The sequence below is a fragment of the Nosocomiicoccus sp. HMSC067E10 genome, from assembly GCF_001810835.1.
In the GTDB taxonomy this organism is placed as follows: domain Bacteria; phylum Bacillota; class Bacilli; order Staphylococcales; family Salinicoccaceae; genus Nosocomiicoccus; species Nosocomiicoccus ampullae_A.
The window spans coordinates 127288-145263 of the sequence record NZ_KV802764.1 but is presented as its reverse complement, the minus strand read 5'-3'; the positions used below and the strand labels follow the sequence as shown (position 1 = coordinate 145263).

Sequence of the window (17976 nt, the reverse complement as noted above, 5' to 3'; positions counted from 1 at the left end):
TGAAATAAATGGAATCATTAAGCGATATGATGAAAAACAATCCGCTTTTTAATGCACATAACGAACGTAATGAAGAAACGTACGAAATGATCATCAATTCACCAAAATTTAGACAGTTTGTAAATGATTCTGGTGTCTCTGTGACTCAAGAGATGATTCAAGACGAAATGTTAATGATAAAAAAGTTTGTTGAACAAGATTCAGAATGTGTTCAAGATGAAAATGGTCATTGTAAGTCTCATCCAGACGGTTATGTCATTAACTTAGAAGTTCGAAATGGCAAAATCCATCACTATTTAACACCGTGCAAAGTTAAGGTCGAGAGAGATAAGTACAAAGAAAAACAAAAGCTGATTCAAAGTTTTTTCATCTCTCAAGATATCGTGAACGCTCATTTTGATGACTTAGATATTATCGAAGGGTCAAACCGTGAAGAAGTGATCCATAAATCGATTGAAACGGTCCATAATATTGTGAGTAAAAATGACTATAGAGGGTTATACATTCACGGTAACTTCGGTGTTGGGAAGTCATTTTTCCTCGGGAGTTTTGCGAACGAGTTAAAAGAGAAGAATGTGAGCTCGATGATTATATATGTACCTGAACTGTTACAAGAACTTCGTGCAGGGTTTAAAGACAATACGAGTGATGATAGAATTCGAGCGCTTAAAGAAGCGGATGTGTTAATGTTAGACGATCTCGGTGCTGAAGATATTACTGCATGGAGTAGGGATACAGTACTGACACCGATACTTCAAAGTCGAATGGCAGAAAAACGACCGACGTTTATCAGTTCAAATTATAGTATTGATCAGTTGGTCGATTTATATGCAGTAACGAAAGATGGTACGGTCGATAAAATAAAGGCGACACGTATGGTGGAAAGAATTCGTGCATTGACGTATGAAGTTGAATTAGTTGGGCCGAATTATCGCCATTAGTACTTGGCAGTTTATTCAGAGTAATGTATAATATGCTTAACAATTGATAAACATTAAAAGGACACAATTTTTTTGATTTATTTATAGAGAGTGCATGGTTGGTGAAAATGCATAATAAAGCATTAAAGTTACTACCTTTATTAATGATAGCTTAATCGCTATACGCTTTGGAGCGTTATCTCCTATTTCTGAGGCAAGTCTATTTGTCGACTTGTGAATCAGGGTGGTAACACGGCACTACAGTCGTCCCTATTATTAGGGGCGACTTTTTTTATTAAATTTTTGGAGGAATTACTATGTCAGATGTTAAAGTAAACATTAAGTTTCCAGACGGAAGCGAAAAACAATTTGATAGTGGTATTACAGCAGAAGAAATTGCTGGGTCAATTAGCCCGGGATTAAAAAAAGCATCAGTCGCAGCACGCGTAAACGGAGAAATGTATGATCTCGTACGTCCAATCGTTGAAGATGCAGAAATTGAACTATTCACAGATAAAACTGAAGAAGGCTTAGAAGTGATGCGTCACTCGACAGCACACTTACTAGCGCATGCTTTAACTCGTCTTTATAAAGATGTGAAGTTTGGTGTCGGACCAGTCATCGAAGAAGGATTCTACTATGACTTTGATATGGATGAGAAATTATCTAACGAAGACTTCCCTAAAATTGAGCGTGAAATGAAACAGATTATCGATGAAAACATTCCAATCGAGCGCCGTGTATTATCACGTGAAGAAGCAAAAGAATTATTTAAACACGATGAATATAAATTAGAATTAATCGACGCGATTCCTGAAGACGAGCTCGTCACTGTATACACTCAAGACGACTTCACAGATTTATGTCGTGGTGTACACGTACCGAGAACATCAAAAATTAAAGAATATAAATTATTATCAATCGCTGGTGCATATTGGCGTGGAGATTCTGATAATAAGATGTTACAACGTATTTACGGTACTGCGTTCTTTAAAAAGAAAGATCTTGAAGAGCATTTAAAAATGTTAGAAGAAAGAAAAGAACGTGACCATAGACGAATCGGTCGTGAGATGAAAATCTTCGATACGTCTCAACTCGTCGGTGCAGGTTTACCGTTCTGGCTACCAAACGGTGCGACAATTCGCCGTGAAATCGAACGTTATATCGTCGACAAAGAAGTAGCACTTGGGTATGACCACGTTTATACTCCAATTTTAGCAAACAGTGATTTATATAAAACGAGTGGACACTGGGAGCATTATCAAGACGACATGTTCCCTGCTATGAAAATTGGTAACGAAGAACTCGTTCTTCGTCCGATGAACTGTCCACATCATATGATGATTTATAAAAATGAAAGACACTCATACCGTGAACTTCCAATTCGTATCGCAGAATTAGGAATGATGCACCGCTATGAAGCGTCTGGAGCAGTTTCAGGATTACAACGTGTTCGTGGAATGGTATTAAATGATGCACACGTATTTGTTCGTCCAGATCAAATTAAAGAAGAAATTAAACGTGTACTTCATTTAATCGAAGAAGTATACAAAGACTTTAAGATTGAAAACTACTCATTCCGCTTAAGTTACCGTGATCCAGAAAATACAGATAAGTATTTCGATGATGATAACATGTGGAACACTGCAGAGAGAATGTTAAAAGAAGCGGCAGATGAATTAGAACTTGAGTACGTTGAAGCACTCGATGAAGCGGCATTCTACGGACCGAAAATTGACGTTCAAGTGAAAACAGCTTCAGGAATTGAAGAAACATTATCAACAGTTCAATTAGACTTCCTACTTCCTGAACGCTTTGATTTAACATATATCGGTGAAGACGGACAAAACCACCGTCCAGTCGTTATCCACCGTGGTGTTGTTGGTACGATGGAACGATTTGTCGCATTCTTAATTGAAGAATATAAAGGTGCATTCCCATTATGGTTAGCACCAGAACAAGTGCAAATTATTCCAGTAAACTTAGACTTACACTATGATTATGCACGTGAAATTTTAGATGAAATGAAATCATATGGTATCCGTGCAGATATCGATACACGCGATGAAAAAATGGGGTATAAAATTAGAGATGCACAAACTCGAAAAGTACCATACCAAGTCGTCGTAGGTGATAAAGAAGTTGAAGCACAAGAAGTTAACGTGCGTAAATACGGTGAAACTGAGCAAAATAGTTACGAAAAAGAAGAGTTCTTATATAAACTCGTCGATGAGATTCGACTTAAAAAATAATAGGTAGGTGAGAGTATGACCTATTATTCTAAATACGGGATTAAATTTATAAGGTATAACTTGCTACTACTTCTTATACCGACAATCATCATTGTTTTGGTTGGGTATTTAAGAGATATTCCGCCAAATCGAATATCAGTATCGATTATACTCATTATAATCATCGTACTTGTGAATACGTTTAAGCCGGTGAAATATACGTTTACAAATCATCAGTTAATCATTTATAACGGTTTCAAAAAGTCGAAAATCTTTTACGATGCGATCACAAACGTTTCTGCAACAGACGATATTATCGTCGGTGGAAACAAAGCAGCAAAAAGTGAAGATGCGATACAAATTGATTATATTGGTGGAGTATATGATAACGTAAAAGTGTCACCAAAAGAAAAAGAAGAATTTTTACGTGAACTAAAGAAAAAAACAGTGAAGGCGAAATTTAATATATAAATATGTTTGACATATACAAATAACTACTGTATAGTTATAAGAGTTGAATTGAACGGACAAGTTGAAGCTCCCGCTTCACACCCTTAGCCAACGGTAAACGGGTTTTCGGGAATGGGCACTATTAGTGTCTTTTCAGTGAGCGGGTGCAGCTATGCACTCGCTCTTTTTTGTTCGTTAAATTTTTGGAGGTGTCAACAATAGCAAAAGACCAAGCAATTATTAATAATCGTATTCGTGCAAAAGAAGTTCGATTAATCAGCCAAAATGGCGAACAGCTCGGTATTAAATCTAAGCAAGAAGCACTTGAAATGGCAGAAAGAGTAGATCTTGATGTTGTTTTAGTTGCTCCAAATGCAAAACCACCTGTTGCTCGTATTATGGACTATGGTAAGTACAAATATGAACAACAGAGAAAAGAAAGAGAAGCACGTAAAAAACAACGTGTGATCAACGTTAAAGAGATTCGTCTATCTCCGACTATTGAGGAGCATGACTTTAATACGAAAGCTAACCAAGCGAAGAAGTTCTTATCTAAAGGTGATAAGGTAAAAGCTTCTATTCGTTTTAGAGGACGTGCAATTACTCATAAAGACATCGGTAGAGATGTTCTCGTTAAGTTTGCAGAGGCGCTAAAAGAAGAAGGAGATTTAGAAGTCCGTCCTAAAATGGAAGGTCGTTCGATGTTCTTAGTCTTAGCTCCTAAAAAAGAAAAATAATACTTGATTTTGGAGGAAATTTATTATGCCTAAAATGAAAACTCATAAAGGTTACAAAAAACGTGTTAAGAAAACTGCATCAGGTAAGTTTAAACGTTCACAAGCGTTTACTAGCCACTTAATGGCAAACAAAACTAAAAAACAAAAACGTAAACTTCGTCAACCAGCATTAGTTGCTAAGTCAGACGCAAGAAGATTAAAACATTTATTAGCTAAAGCTGGTAAGTAATTTTTAAGGAGGAACAACAATGGCTCGTGTTAAAAGAGGAGTAACTACTCGTAAAAGACGTAAAAAATTATTAAAACAATCAAAAGGCTACTTCGGTGCTAAAGGAAATTTATATAGAGTTGCGAAGCAACAAGTAATCAAATCAGGTCAATATGCATACCGTGACCGTAAAAATAGAAAGCGTGAATTCCGTAAATTATGGATCGCACGTATTAACGCTGCAGCGCGTCAACACGACATCAGCTACAGCCGTTTAATGAACGGTCTTAAACTTGCTGGCATCGAAATGAACCGTAAAATGCTTTCTGAAATCGCAATTAACGATGAAAAAGCATTCGAACAGTTAGTAAACACAGCAAAAGACGCTTTAAAATAATGTCTATCATCCACATTGAGTAATCAATGTGGATTTTTTAGTTTAGATATATTTTTATTATTTGATTCAGGATTAATAAATCAGATTTTAAATGTGCTAAAATAATGATTATAAAAGAAAGGGGATACATATGGATAAACAATTAGAATTATTAAAGTCTCTAACAGATGTGAATGGAATTTCTGGTTTTGAATATGATGTTAAAAAACTAATGAAAGAATATTTAACACCAGTTTCTGATGAGCTCATTGAGGATAACTTAGGTAGTATTTTCGGTAAGAAAAAAGGGAATGGATCACGCACGATCTTAATTGGTGGTCACTTAGACGAAATCGGATTTATGGTCACACAAATTGACGATAAAGGGTTTATTAAATTTACACCGATCGGTGGTTGGTGGAGTCAAGTTATTTTATCTCAAAAAATGACACTCGTGACAGATGACGGCGAGTATATTGGTGTTGTTGGTTCTACACCTCCACATATGTTATCGCCTGAAGCACGTAAGAAAACAGTCGATATTAAAGATATGTATTTAGATATCGGTGTAAAAGATAAAGAAGAAGCAGAATCTCTCGGAGTTAAGCCTGGAGACATGATCGTGCCTTATACTGAATTTACAGAAATGGCAAACAAAGATTACGTTTTAGCAAAAGCATTTGATAACAGATTCGGTTGTGCACTTGCGGTGGAAGTGTTAAACGAATTAAAAGAAGAAGAAATTGATATTAACTTAGTGAGTGGAGCGACAGTCCAAGAAGAAGTCGGACTACGCGGTGCACAAACTGCTGCACATAAAGTAAATCCGGACCTTGCGATTGCAATTGATGTTGGTATCGCAACAGATACTCCAGGACTTCAAACGAGTGACGGTGTTGGAGTGCTTGGAGACGGACCATTACTCGTCATGTTAGATGCGACAAATATTGGACACGTCGGATTTAGAAAACACGTTCAAAAGCTCGCGAAAGAAAAAGGAATCGACGTACAACTTCAAGCTATCCCTGGTGGTGGAACAGATGCTGGACGTTTCCATACAGTTCACGACGGCGTACCATCACTTGCGATCGGAGTACCTTTAAGATACATGCACTCAAACGTAAGCATCATGCACCGTGAAGACTTTAAAAATGCAGTAAAACTTGTCGTTGAAATCGTAAAATCATTAAATGATGACGTCGTTGACAATATCAAATGGTAATTACGTCTAAAGATAATAAGCGTATCAAAGAAATACGTAAACTATTAACTAAAAAAGGGCGTACAAAAGCACAACAATTCTTAATTGAAGGTGAACACTTAATCGAAGAAGCGATTCAGTTTGGTGCACATATTGAAGAGATTTTCGTGCTTGAAACAGATACGTTTAACTTTGATTTAAAAACGACTGTCGTCACAAAAGACGTCATGTCGTCGCTATCGAAACTGGTGACACCGCCGGGTATTATCGCAGTCGTTCGTATGGAAACAAAAAGTATTGAAAGTGATCGAGTCCTTGCTATTGACGGTATACAAGATCCTGGAAATCTTGGCACTTTAATTCGTACAGCCGATGCCTTTAATTTTAAACGTATTTTAATCGGTAAAAACACAGTTGATCCTTATAGCGATAAAGTACTAAGAAGTAGTCAAGGTAGCCATTTTCACGTCTCACTAGAAGACGTAGACTTGATTGAAGTGATGCAAAATTTCAACGGGACAATACTTACGACAGATCTTTCAGGACAATCACTTACAGATAAAATCACAGATGAAAAAATAATGATTGTTCTAGGTAACGAAGGTCAAGGTGTTAGCCAAGAAGTACTCGAGCATGCGAATTATAAAGTAAAAATTGATATGCCAGGAGACGCTGAAAGTTTAAATGTCGCCGTTGCTGGTGGTATTTTAATGCATCAGTATAGTCTTTAAGTTTTTTAAAAAATCATGTATAATTAAGTCAATCGAATAATAACTTCAAGCGAAGTAGGCATAAATGACAACGTTAGTATGACCAGAGAGTGAATACGATTGGTGGAAGTATTCTCATACTATAGTCAGGGTTCACCTAACAGATGAAGTTAAAGGGTCATTTCCTTATCAAATGAGAGAGCCTGTTTAACAGGAATTTAGGTGGTACCACGGAACTCCGTCCTATTGTTATAGGATGGAGTTTTTTTATGCGAAAAAATAAATGAGGTGAAAGTATTGAGTTATAAAGACATCGATATGCAAGCGATTAAAGAAAAATTTGAATCGCTATTTGAAGATGCCGCGGATCGTAAACAACTCGACGATTTACGCGTTAAATTTTTAGGTAAAAAAGGAACTGTCACGACGTTAATGCAACATATGAAAGACATTCCAAATGAAGAGAAAAAGGAATTCGGACAAAGCGTCAATGCGCTACGTCAATCAATTCAACAAAAATTAGAGCAAGGTATTGAAGAGCTTGAAGCACGTTTACTAAAGAAAAAATTAGAAAATGAAACGATTGATGTTACGTTACCAGGAAGACAACGTCCAATCGGTGGAAAACATCCGCTTCAACATATTATCGACGGTATCGAAGATATTTTTGTCGGTCTCGGTTATGAAGTGTATGAAGGTTATGAAGTTGAAAGTGATTACTATAACTTTGAAGCTTTAAACTTACCTAAATCTCACCCAGCACGTGATATGCAAGATTCGTTTTATATTTCTAACGAAACACTACTGCGTACACATACGTCACCAGTACAAGCACGCGTATTAAATGCAGCTAAAGGTAAAGGACCTATTAAAATTATCTGTCCTGGTAAAGTGTATCGCCGAGATAGTGATGACGCGACTCATTCTCATCAATTTACTCAAATTGAAGTACTTGTTGTCGACAAAAATATTTCTCTTGCAGATTTAAAAGGGACACTCGAATTATTCTTAAAAGAAATTTTTGGTCAAGACCGTGAAATTCGATTACGTCCAAGTTACTTCCCATTTACTGAGCCGAGTGTTGAAGTTGACGTATCGTGCTTTAAATGTGGCGGAAAAGGATGTAACGTTTGTAAACAATCCGGATGGATTGAAATTTTAGGTGCTGGTATGGTGCACCCGAACGTATTAGAAATGGCCGGATTTGATAGTAGTGAATATAGCGGATTTGCTTTTGGTATGGGACCAGACCGTATGGCGATGTTATATTACGGTGTTGAAGATATCCGTCATTTATATACAAACGACTTACGATTCTTAGAACAGTTTAAATATATTGAAGAAAGAGGGGTTAAACATGAGAGTATCTAAAGAATGGTTAGATCAGTTTATCCCGCTAGAAGTTTCAAAACACGAGTTAAGTGAAAAGATTACTAGAAGCGGTATTGAAGTCGATAACATTATCGATTATAGAGAAGAAGTAAAAGACGTAGTTGTCGGTTACGTTGAAGAATGCGAGCAGCATCCTGATGCGGACAAATTGAACGTCACAAAAGTGAATATCGGGGACGAAACAGTACAAATTGTGTGTGGTGCACCAAATATTAAAGCAGGGGTTTACGTCATCGTTGCAAAAGTTGGCGGCACAATTCCAGGACTTAAACTCCGTAAAGCAAAATTACGTGGTGTAGAATCTCACGGTATGATTTGTAGTTTAGAAGAGCTCGGTATAGAGAAAGATTTAACGCCTAAAAAATATGAAGATGGTATTTTCATCTTTAGTGAGAATGAAGATGTGACAGTCGGACAAGATGCGTTAGAAGCACTTTACTTAAATGACTACGTCTTAGAGTATGATCTCACACCAAACCGTAAAGATGCGTTATCAATGATAGGTAGTGCGTATGAAGCGCGCGCACTATTTGGTGGAGAAGTGACAGAACCGGATCAGACGTTTAAAGAACACGAGTCAGCTTCAAAATTATCTGTAACGATTGAAGATAAAGAAAGCGTTCCTTATTACGGTGCGCGTGTCGTTAGAGACGTAATGATTCAACCGAGTCCGTTATGGATGCAGATGCGTTTAATTAAGTCTGGAATTCGCCCAATTAATAACGTTGTTGATATTTCTAACTACGTATTATTAGAATTTGGTCAACCGATTCATATGTTTGATTACGATAAAATTGGTAGTACAGAAATTGTAACGCGTTATGCTAAAGATGGTGAGACGATGACGACTCTTGACGGAAAAGAACGTGAACTGTTAGAGTCAGATATCGTCATTACGAACGGTAAAGAGCCAGTCGCCCTCGCAGGCGTAATGGGTGGAGACTTTTCTGAAGTTAAAGATGACACGAAAAATGTTGTTATTGAATCTGCGCTATTTGATCCGGTCAATGTCCGTAAAACGTCATCTCGCTTAAACCTACGTAGTGAGGCATCACAACGTTTTGAAAAAGGCGTATCGCACGTGTTTGTATTAAAAGCATTAAACCGTGCGGCACATTTACTTGAAAAGTACGCAGGCGGAACGGTAGAGGAAAAAATTATATCTGATGGACAGTTAGATTTAGAGGATACGACAATTAAGACTTCAGTCGACTTTTTAAATCAACGACTTGGATTATCTCTAAGTTCTGATGAGGTTAAAGAAATTTTAAACCGACTTGGCATTAAAGTCGAAGGTGAGAATGAGTTAACGTGTTATATCCCGTCTAGAAGAGACGATTTAAAAATTAAAGAAGATATTTCTGAAGAAGTCGCACGTATTTATGGTTATGATAATATCCCTTCAACATTACCGAAATATAGTAAAATCACGCCGGGTCAACTAACAGATTCGCAAGTGAAAACGAGAAGTATGCGTGAATTGTTAATGTCAAATGGCTATAGTCAGACGATTAACTACGCATTAACGAGTGAAGAAAATATCGGTTTATTTACACCGTTAAAAGAAGGGTTAAAACTTAGCATGCCGATGAGTGAAATGCATTCAGTGTTAAGAACGAGTCTTATCCCACACCTCGTTGATAACGCGACATATAATATGAACCGTATGCAAGAGCGTGTTGAAATTTTTGAAATTGGAAATGTATTTAAATCAAATGGTCAAACAGAGTTACCAGATGAGATTCAAAAGTTAGCAATTTTATCGACAGGTAAAGTAAATGACACGAAATGGTTAAAAACAACACACGAACCGGACTTCTATCACGTTAAAGGAATTGTCGAAGCAATTTTTACAGAGTTTAATTTATTAAGTTCTGTACGATTTGAAGCGACGCAAGACTACGAGGAACTACATCCAGGTCGTAGTGCTCACATTTTCTTAGATGACGTTAATGTTGGAGTCATTGGTGAGCTTCATCCGACGTATCGTAAAACACATGACTTAGGACAAACGACAGTTGCTGAAATTGATCTCGCATATATTTTAGACAATAGTGCATCAATTGAGTACGAACCAATCGTTAAATTCCCTTCGATTTCTCGAGATATCGCTCTAGAAGTGCCGAGAGAGATTACGTCTCAATCGATTATCGATTTAATCTGGTCGTTACGTCCGAATTATTTAGTCGATGTATATCCATTTGATGTGTACGAAGGCGAACATATTGACGACGATAAAAAGTCGATCGGATTACATTTAATTTATCTCAATAAAGAAGACACTTTAAAAGACAGTGATGTAAAAGAAGCACATGATCCAATTATTGAAAAGTTAGAAGCAGAAGGATTTACGATTCGTGAATAATAAAGAGGCATATTTGCCTCTTTTTTCAATGATTTAATTAGATTTGTTGTGAATACGCACATCCTTCAGTATAATTAAAATAAATTTAAATGAATTATTGATGAAAAAGAGAGAGTACTATGGAAAATAAAAAGAATAGAGTATCTGTTAAAATTTACAATAATGAATATACGTTAGTCGGTGCAAATGATAGAGAATACTTAGAGCGAGTTGCTGAAGCGGTCGATGAAAAAATAAGTGAAGTTGCACGTATGAATGCTGGTTTAGATTTACATCGTAAAGCAGTGTTAACGTGTGTAAACTTAATGGATGATTACTTACAACTCGAAGAAAAGTATGAAGATGTCTTAAAGCAATTAAAAGAGTCAAAGGAATAGTCTATGACAATTTTAATTATTATACTCATCGTAATTGGTGGAATTGTAGGCTATAGACGTGGAGGCATCCTTCAGTTTTTACATTTCTTCGGTACGTTATCAGCCATTATTATTGCGCGACTCAATTATAAACAGCTCGGAGACCGACTCGATCTAATTATGCCGTACCCATCTAGCCTTTCTGAAGTAAACAATATCGTCTTTGATGATATTGCGAATTTAGAACAAGCATATTATTATATTTCTGCGTTTTTAATTATTTTTATCGTGTCAAAAATTATAATTCAGATTGTGATTAGTGTATTTGACTACATCAATCAAATTATTTTTGATAGAAAAACGAGTAAAATTGTTGGAACAGTGTTAGGAATTATTGAATGTCTGTACATTTTAGCGATCGTTTTATTTTTCATTGGGACAGTTCCATCAACAACACTACAACAGATGGTCGGTAACTCAAGCTTAGCGACGTTTATAATCGACCATACGTTATTTATTTCTGGCAAGTTAAAAGACTGGTCACAAATATAGCTTATAGTAGGGCCAGAGTGGCCCTATTTTTTATGGAGGTATACAGATGACAAAAAGAGATATTATACGTATGCTCGAAGAAATCGCAACGTATTTAGAATTAAATTTAGAAAACTCATTTAAAGTTTCTGCATATAGAAAAGCAGCAGCAGCGCTCGAAAAAGATCCGCGCGCACTTTCTGAAATTGAATCATTCGACGGGATAAAAGGTATCGGTAAATCGACAAAAGAAGTAATCGAAGAATATTTAGAGAAGAATCAAAGTACAGTGTTAAACGAATTAAAAGAACGTACACCTGTCGGGTTAACATATATGACAAAAATTCCAGGGCTCGGTGCAAAACGAGTCGCAAAGATTTATGAAGAGACAGGTATCGACAATTTAGATGACTTCGAACGGTTTTTACGGGACGGCAAACTTCAACAACTCCCTGGGTTTGGTAAAAAGACCGAAGAAAATATACTAAATGGTCTGATTTCGTTAAGTGATGTTAAGCGCCATCCAATATCTACAGTCATGACGATACAAAAAAACATTGAAAGTTTTTTATCTTCATTAAATTATGTCGAACGCTTTGACATCGCAGGTAGTGCAAGAAGGTTCAAAGAAACGAGTGGGGATATTGATTTTATCGTTCAGTTAAGTGACAGTCACGAATTCATAAAAGACATTGAAGACGCATCCTTTTTTAAGTCGTTTATCACTAAAGGGGATAAAAAGGTTTCGATTCAATATACGGAAGGTTTAGTCAATATACAAGTAGATTTTAGGCTCGTTCAAGGTGACGAATATTACTCTACGTTACAGCACTTTACAGGGAGTAAAGATCATAACGTGAGAATGCGACAAATCGCAAAATCACGTAACGAAAAAATTAATGAATACGGCGTCGAAAGTAACGGAGAAATTTTAACGTTTGATAGTGAAGAGGAGTTTTATAAACACTTTGATTTATCGTATATTCCGCCGGCGATGCGTGAAACTGGTTCTGAAGTAGACGTTAATATGAGTGAGATTATTACGCTCGATGATATTAAGGGAGACCTTCATATGCATACGACGTATAGTGATGGTGCATATAGTATACGTGAGATGGTTGAAGCATGTATAGAGCGTGGGTACGAGTATATCATCATTACTGATCACTCAAAAAGTTTACCCGTTGCAAATGGGTTAAGTGAAGAGCGTTTACTAAAACAAATCGAAGAAATACGTAAAATTAACGATGAATATGATGAAATTGACGTCTATGCAGGTACTGAAATGGATATTCTAAGTGACGGAACACTCGATTATTCAGATGATATATTAAAATCGCTCGACTACGTCATTGCGAGCATTCACTCTAACTTCAATCAGACTGAAGAGGAAATTATGCACCGACTAAAATGTGCAATGCATAATCCATATGTCAGACACATCGCGCATCCAACAGGGCGGTTAATTGGTCGACGTGACGGCTATAATGTTAATATGGAAGAGTTGTTACAAATCGCAAAAGATACGCGTACTATTTTAGAAGTGAATGCGAATCCGAATCGTTTAGATTTATCGAGCGACGCTATTTATGGAAAAGATATCATGTTAACAGTAAATACAGACGCGCATCATATCGATCATTTAGCGTTTATGGAATACGGCATCGCAACACTTCAAAAAGGTCAAGTAAATAAGAAAAACGTGTTAAACACGTTGTCTAGAAAAGAATTTAAACAATTTATAGAAGATGGTAAGTGATAAGAAATGAATGAACGTACAATACGCGCTCTAGAATTTAACAAAATTTTAGAGCGAGTAAAATCGTATGCAATGAGTGAAAAAACGAAAAGTAAAATATCTCCTAAATTATTTGAAACGTCTGTAATAGAAGTAAAAGAAAACCTTGCTGAAACAGATGATATTTTAACGATTTTACGCCATCAAAACTTAGAGATGGCAGGCATTTCAGACATGAAAGGCTATGTAAAACGTGCTCAAATTGGTAGTGTGTTAACGGTCGATGAGTTTTTAAAAATTAAAAGTAACTTATATCGTAAAGATACGTTGAATCGTGTGATCGAATCATTTAAAGAAAACGAAATAGAACTTCAGTCAATTGAACGCTACACGTCACAACTCCCTGAAGATAAAGCCCTCTATAAAGAAATTACGAGTACAATCGATGAAAGTGGCGTATTAGATCACGCGTCAAACGAATTATTAAAAATACGTCAACAAATTACACGTGAAGAAAGTTCAATTCGTACGCGCTTAAACGACATTTTAAGAAAATCTAGCAAGCATTTAAGTGACTCAATTATTACGATGAGAAATAATAGGTTTGTACTTCCAGTTAAAGCAGACTCTCAAAGTTCAGTGCGTGGTATCGTCCACGACGTAAGTGCGACAGGTCAGACGGTATACATTGAACCGATGGCCATCGTCGAATTATCAAATAAAATTGCGAGACTACGTGAACAAGAAAATGTTGAAGTAGAAAAGATATTAATTGAACTTACAGAGAGAGTTGTATTAGAAGCAGAATCGTTAATTCTTATCGATGATATACTTCATCATTTAGATCTCGTGCACGCGAAAGCGAAATACGGTAATGCTATAAACGGAACAATTCCAATTATAAGTGAAGATGAAGAACTCCATTTAACAAAGGCGTATCATCCACTGATTGATATCGATGAAGTTGTAAAAAACGATATTCATATCGGTGATTTGTCGGTCATTATTACAGGACCAAACACTGGTGGTAAAACTGTTACGATTAAAACAATTGGTTTATGTGCAGCGCTCGCTCAAAGTGGGATTCCAATTCCAGCGTTAGACGGCTCAAGACTCCCAGTATTTGATAGTATTTATGCGGATATTGGTGACGAGCAGTCTATCGAGCAATCGTTATCGACGTTTTCAAGTCATTTAACGAATATTAGTCATATATTAGACGTTGCGACAAAAGACAGTTTAGTTATTTTAGACGAGCTCGGTGCAGGAACGGACCCAGAAGAAGGGGCAGCGCTCGCGATCAGCATATTAGAATTTTTACTCGATAAAAATATTAAAACGATAGCAACGACACACTATAAAGAGTTAAAGTCGTTTTCATATAGCCGTGAAGACGTAATCAATGCGTCGATGGAATTTGATGTCGACACATTGTCACCAACGTACCGTTTAATGATCGGTATTCCAGGTAAATCAAACGCATTTAAAATCTCAGAAAAACTAAAGTTAAATTCCTCAGTCATACGTCGTGCTGAAGAATTGTCCGGAAGAGATAACTTTGAAATCAACGAAATGATCGAGTCGTTAGAACGACATACAAAATCTGCGAGAATCCATGAGGAAGAAACGTATCAATTATTAAAAGAAACTAAAGATATTCATAAAACGTTAAACGGATTTATGGCAGACTACGAATATCAGAAAACTCGACTCATTGAAGCGGCTGAAGATAAAGCAAATACCATCATTAAAGATGCAGAAAGAAAAGCATCTGGAATTATCGAAGAGCTAGAGCTCATGAAGTCTCTCGGTGTTGATAATATCGAATCACATAAACTTATCGAAGCTAAAAAGGCATTAACAGATAGCTATTATGAAAAAGATATTAAAAAAGAGGTTACTTCAGAAGATAATACAGAACTTCATGTCGGTGATTCTGTCGATGTTTTATCGTACGGACAAAAAGGTGATGTCATCGAAGTCGATGGTGACGAGGTCACTGTTCAAATGGGTATAATTAAGATGAAAATCCCACGTAACGAGCTTAAAAAGCGTAAAGAGAAAAAAGTAAAACCGGTCATTTCTAGAAAAGTAAGTCGACAAAGTGTTCCGAATAAACTGGATTTACGCGGAGAGCGATATGAAGATGCGGTCATTCGACTTGACCGTTATATAGATCAAGTCGTGTTATCGAATTTAAATGAAGTTGAAATCATCCACGGTAAAGGGACAGGTGCTTTAAAAGAGGCAGTTGAAAAAACACTTAGAAGACATAGTAAAGTAAAATCGTTTAGACAAGGTTTACCGTCAGAAGGTGGATTTGGCGTAACGATTGTGACGATGAAGTAGGTGCTAAATATGGATAATTTTGATATGTATAAGCTCGCAAAAGTACTGATCACATTTGCAGTGATTATGTTTATTGCAGGGATATTATATTTAACTGTATTTCAATAAGCATAATATTTTTCTATATAAAAAAAACTGTTATAATATATTTACAATACAATTTGGAGGCATAATACTATGGCAATTTATGATGTAAATGATTCAGATTTTAAAGAAAAAATTAGCGAAGGTGTAAAACTTGTAGACTTTTGGGCGCCTTGGTGTGGACCATGTAAGATGATTGCACCAGTACTAGAAGAAGTAGCAACAGAAGTTGAAGGTAAAGCAGACATCCTTAAAGTAAACGTGGATGACAACCAAGCAACTGCAGCTGATTACGGCGTTATGTCTATTCCTACTTTAATTCTTATGAAAGATGGAGAAGAAGTAGACAAAGTTGTTGGCTTCCAACCAAAAGAGCAACTCGTTTCATTAATCGAAAAACACTTATAATATACGACTGAGCCGCGATAAGCGGCTTTTTTTATATCAATTGAGGGATTACTTATGGAAAAAGATTCACAGTTAAAGTTAAAACTTTCGGTGTTACCAAAAGAACCTGGCTGTTATTTAATGAAAAATAAGCGCGATGAAATTATTTACGTCGGTAAAGCTAAAAACTTAAGAAATCGTGTACGATCATATTTTACAGGTGCACACGATGAAAAAACAATGCGACTCGTGAGTGACATCGTCGATTTTGACTTTGTTATCACAGATTCTGAAGTTGAGTCATTATTACTAGAAAATACATTAATAAAAAAGCATCAACCACGCTATAACATTTTATTAAAAGACGATAAAAGTTATCCGTTTATAAAAATTACGAATGAACGACATCCACGATTACTCGTTACACGTACTGTTAATAAACGAACAGGTAAATATTTTGGTCCATATCCAAACGCTTATAGTGCACATGAAACAAAACGATTACTCGACCGGATTTATCCGTTACGAAAATGCGATACGATGCCGGATAGATTATGTTTGTATTACCACATTGGGCAGTGCCTAGGACCATGTGTGTATGAAGTAACAAAAGCAGAAAATGATAAAATGATTCAAGGTATTACAAACTTTTTAAACGGTGACACTGAATTAGTCATATCTGAACTTGAAAATAAAATGCAAAATGCAGCAGAATCATTAGAGTTTGAACGTGCGAAAGAATATCGTGATTTAATACATCATATAAATGCGACTATGGAAAAACAAAATATGTTAACGAGCGATATGACAGCGAGAGATGTGTTCGGATTTTACACATATAAAGGTTGGATGGCAGTTAGTGTCTTGCTAATTCGTAACGGTAAACTGATTGAAAAAAAAGCAGAAATGTTTGCAATGAATGATACAGTCGACGAAGAATTTAACCGTTTCGTCTTTCAGTTCTATGAGCTAGATTCGAACTTAAAACCAAAAGAAGTTCACCTACCAGTATCAATCGATCCATCGATTTTAAATAAAGCATTACCGATGAAAACAATCACCCCAAAACGCGGGGGTAAACGTGAAATGGTTGATTTAGCGTGTAAAAATGCCGAAGTTGCAATTAAAAGTCGCTTTGAAATTATCGCGCGAGATGAAAGACGGACGACAGAAGCGATTGAAACACTTGGAGACGTACTGAATATTGAAACACCAAGGCATATCGAAGCGTTTGATAACTCGAACATTCAAGGCGCAGACCCTGTCAGTGCGATGGTCACATTTATTGACGGAAAGCCAGATAAAAAGTCATATAGAAAATATAAAATTCGTACGGTTGAAGGACCAGATGATTACGAATCGATGAGAGAAGTGATTCGCAGACGTTATAGCCGTGTATTACGTGAAGGTTTACCGCTTCCGGATCTCATTATCGTAGACGGAGGTATCGGACAAATGAACGCTGCGAAAAGTATTTTAAAAGATGAGCTCGGCGTATTTATTCCTGTGGCTGGCGTGAAAAAAGACGACAAACATAATACAGCAGAGTTGTTATACGGAGAAACTGCAGCAATCGTTCCTTTAAAAAAGACTTCACAAACGTTTTATTTACTACAACGTATACAAGATGAAGTGCACCGTTTTGCGATATCGTTCCATCGAAATACGCGTAAAAAAACAGCATTTCGTTCTGCGTTAGACGATATTAAAGGGCTTGGTCCAAAGCGTAAACAAGCGATGTTACGTGCATTTGGATCAGTTGAAAATATGAGGACAAAATCCGTTGAAGATTTCCAAAGAATTGGGATTCCCCAAAGCGTTTCAGAAGCAATTGTTGAAAAACTTAACAATAATAGCTGAAAAGGATTTATAGTGTCTTGATTTAACTGATAATGAGTCGTAAAATATAAAGCAAACACTATGATTTGTTAATTTGGTTAG

16 protein-coding genes and 1 other annotated feature are annotated in these 17976 nt (G+C 36.4%); all 16 genes read left to right on the top strand.

Going from position 1 to position 17976, the window contains the following annotated elements:
• The first annotated feature begins 8 nt into the window (after nucleotides 1–8).
• A complete protein-coding gene (gene dnaI, locus HMPREF2767_RS04800; protein WP_070622780.1) occupies nucleotides 9–941 on the top strand; it encodes a primosomal protein DnaI in 933 nt (310 codons plus the stop codon).
• Between the two features lie 296 nt (nucleotides 942–1237).
• Nucleotides 1238–3172: a threonine--tRNA ligase gene (thrS, locus tag HMPREF2767_RS04795; RefSeq protein ID WP_068129331.1), complete on the top strand. Its 1935-nt coding sequence runs from the start codon at nucleotides 1238–1240 to the stop codon at nucleotides 3170–3172.
• Nucleotides 3173–3187: 15 nt separating this feature from the next.
• The gene (locus tag HMPREF2767_RS04790; RefSeq protein WP_070622779.1) at nucleotides 3188–3622 is read left to right on the top strand and encodes a PH domain-containing protein; all 435 of its coding nucleotides are present in this window, start codon (nucleotides 3188–3190) and stop codon (nucleotides 3620–3622) included.
• A 52-nt stretch (nucleotides 3623–3674) separates the two neighbouring features.
• Nucleotides 3675–3797 (top strand) — a sequence feature (ribosomal protein L20 leader region).
• Nucleotides 3798–3810: 13 nt separating this feature from the next.
• Complete coding sequence (gene infC, locus HMPREF2767_RS04785; protein WP_179853829.1) at nucleotides 3811–4338, top strand: translation initiation factor IF-3; 528 nt, start codon at nucleotides 3811–3813, stop codon at nucleotides 4336–4338.
• A gap of 25 nt (nucleotides 4339–4363) precedes the next feature.
• Nucleotides 4364–4567 carry a 50S ribosomal protein L35 gene (rpmI, locus tag HMPREF2767_RS04780; RefSeq protein WP_040928701.1) on the top strand — a complete coding sequence of 68 codons (204 nt, stop codon included), beginning with the start codon at nucleotides 4364–4366 and terminating at the stop codon, nucleotides 4565–4567.
• A gap of 19 nt (nucleotides 4568–4586) precedes the next feature.
• Nucleotides 4587–4943, top strand: coding sequence for a 50S ribosomal protein L20 (rplT, locus tag HMPREF2767_RS04775; protein ID WP_040928700.1), 357 nt, complete (start codon nucleotides 4587–4589; stop codon nucleotides 4941–4943).
• A 130-nt stretch (nucleotides 4944–5073) separates the two neighbouring features.
• Nucleotides 5074–6144 carry a M42 family metallopeptidase gene (locus HMPREF2767_RS04770; protein WP_070622778.1) on the top strand — a complete coding sequence of 357 codons (1071 nt, stop codon included), beginning with the start codon at nucleotides 5074–5076 and terminating at the stop codon, nucleotides 6142–6144.
• Complete coding sequence (locus HMPREF2767_RS04765) at nucleotides 6138–6854, top strand: TrmH family RNA methyltransferase (RefSeq protein ID WP_070622777.1); 717 nt, start codon at nucleotides 6138–6140, stop codon at nucleotides 6852–6854. Before HMPREF2767_RS04770 ends, HMPREF2767_RS04765 begins: the two co-directional genes overlap by 7 nt.
• A 297-nt stretch (nucleotides 6855–7151) precedes the next feature.
• On the top strand, nucleotides 7152–8204 hold the full coding sequence (gene pheS / locus HMPREF2767_RS04760; RefSeq protein ID WP_070623020.1) for a phenylalanine--tRNA ligase subunit alpha: 1053 nt from the start codon (nucleotides 7152–7154) through the stop codon (nucleotides 8202–8204).
• Complete coding sequence (gene pheT / locus HMPREF2767_RS04755; protein WP_070622776.1) at nucleotides 8191–10590, top strand: phenylalanine--tRNA ligase subunit beta; 2400 nt, start codon at nucleotides 8191–8193, stop codon at nucleotides 10588–10590. Before pheS ends, pheT begins: the two co-directional genes overlap by 14 nt.
• Before the next feature lie 119 nt (nucleotides 10591–10709).
• Nucleotides 10710–10967: a cell division protein ZapA gene (locus HMPREF2767_RS04750; RefSeq protein WP_040928696.1), complete on the top strand. Its 258-nt coding sequence runs from the start codon at nucleotides 10710–10712 to the stop codon at nucleotides 10965–10967.
• A 3-nt stretch (nucleotides 10968–10970) separates the two neighbouring features.
• Nucleotides 10971–11498, top strand: a complete 528-nt coding sequence (locus HMPREF2767_RS04745; RefSeq protein WP_070456726.1) for a CvpA family protein — start codon at nucleotides 10971–10973, stop codon at nucleotides 11496–11498.
• Nucleotides 11499–11544: 46 nt separating this feature from the next.
• Nucleotides 11545–13236 (top strand): DNA polymerase/3'-5' exonuclease PolX, encoded by a 1692-nt coding sequence (polX, locus tag HMPREF2767_RS04740; protein WP_070622775.1) that lies wholly within the window; start codon nucleotides 11545–11547, stop codon nucleotides 13234–13236.
• A gap of 6 nt (nucleotides 13237–13242) precedes the next feature.
• Nucleotides 13243–15564: an endonuclease MutS2 gene (locus tag HMPREF2767_RS04735; RefSeq protein WP_070622774.1), complete on the top strand. Its 2322-nt coding sequence runs from the start codon at nucleotides 13243–13245 to the stop codon at nucleotides 15562–15564.
• Nucleotides 15565–15741: 177 nt separating this feature from the next.
• On the top strand, nucleotides 15742–16056 hold the full coding sequence (gene trxA, locus HMPREF2767_RS04730) for a thioredoxin (protein ID WP_040928688.1): 315 nt from the start codon (nucleotides 15742–15744) through the stop codon (nucleotides 16054–16056).
• A gap of 54 nt (nucleotides 16057–16110) precedes the next feature.
• Entirely contained in the window at nucleotides 16111–17895 is a 1785-nt protein-coding gene (gene uvrC / locus HMPREF2767_RS04725; RefSeq protein WP_070622773.1) for an excinuclease ABC subunit UvrC, read from the top strand.
• Nucleotides 17896–17976 lie beyond the last annotated feature (81 nt).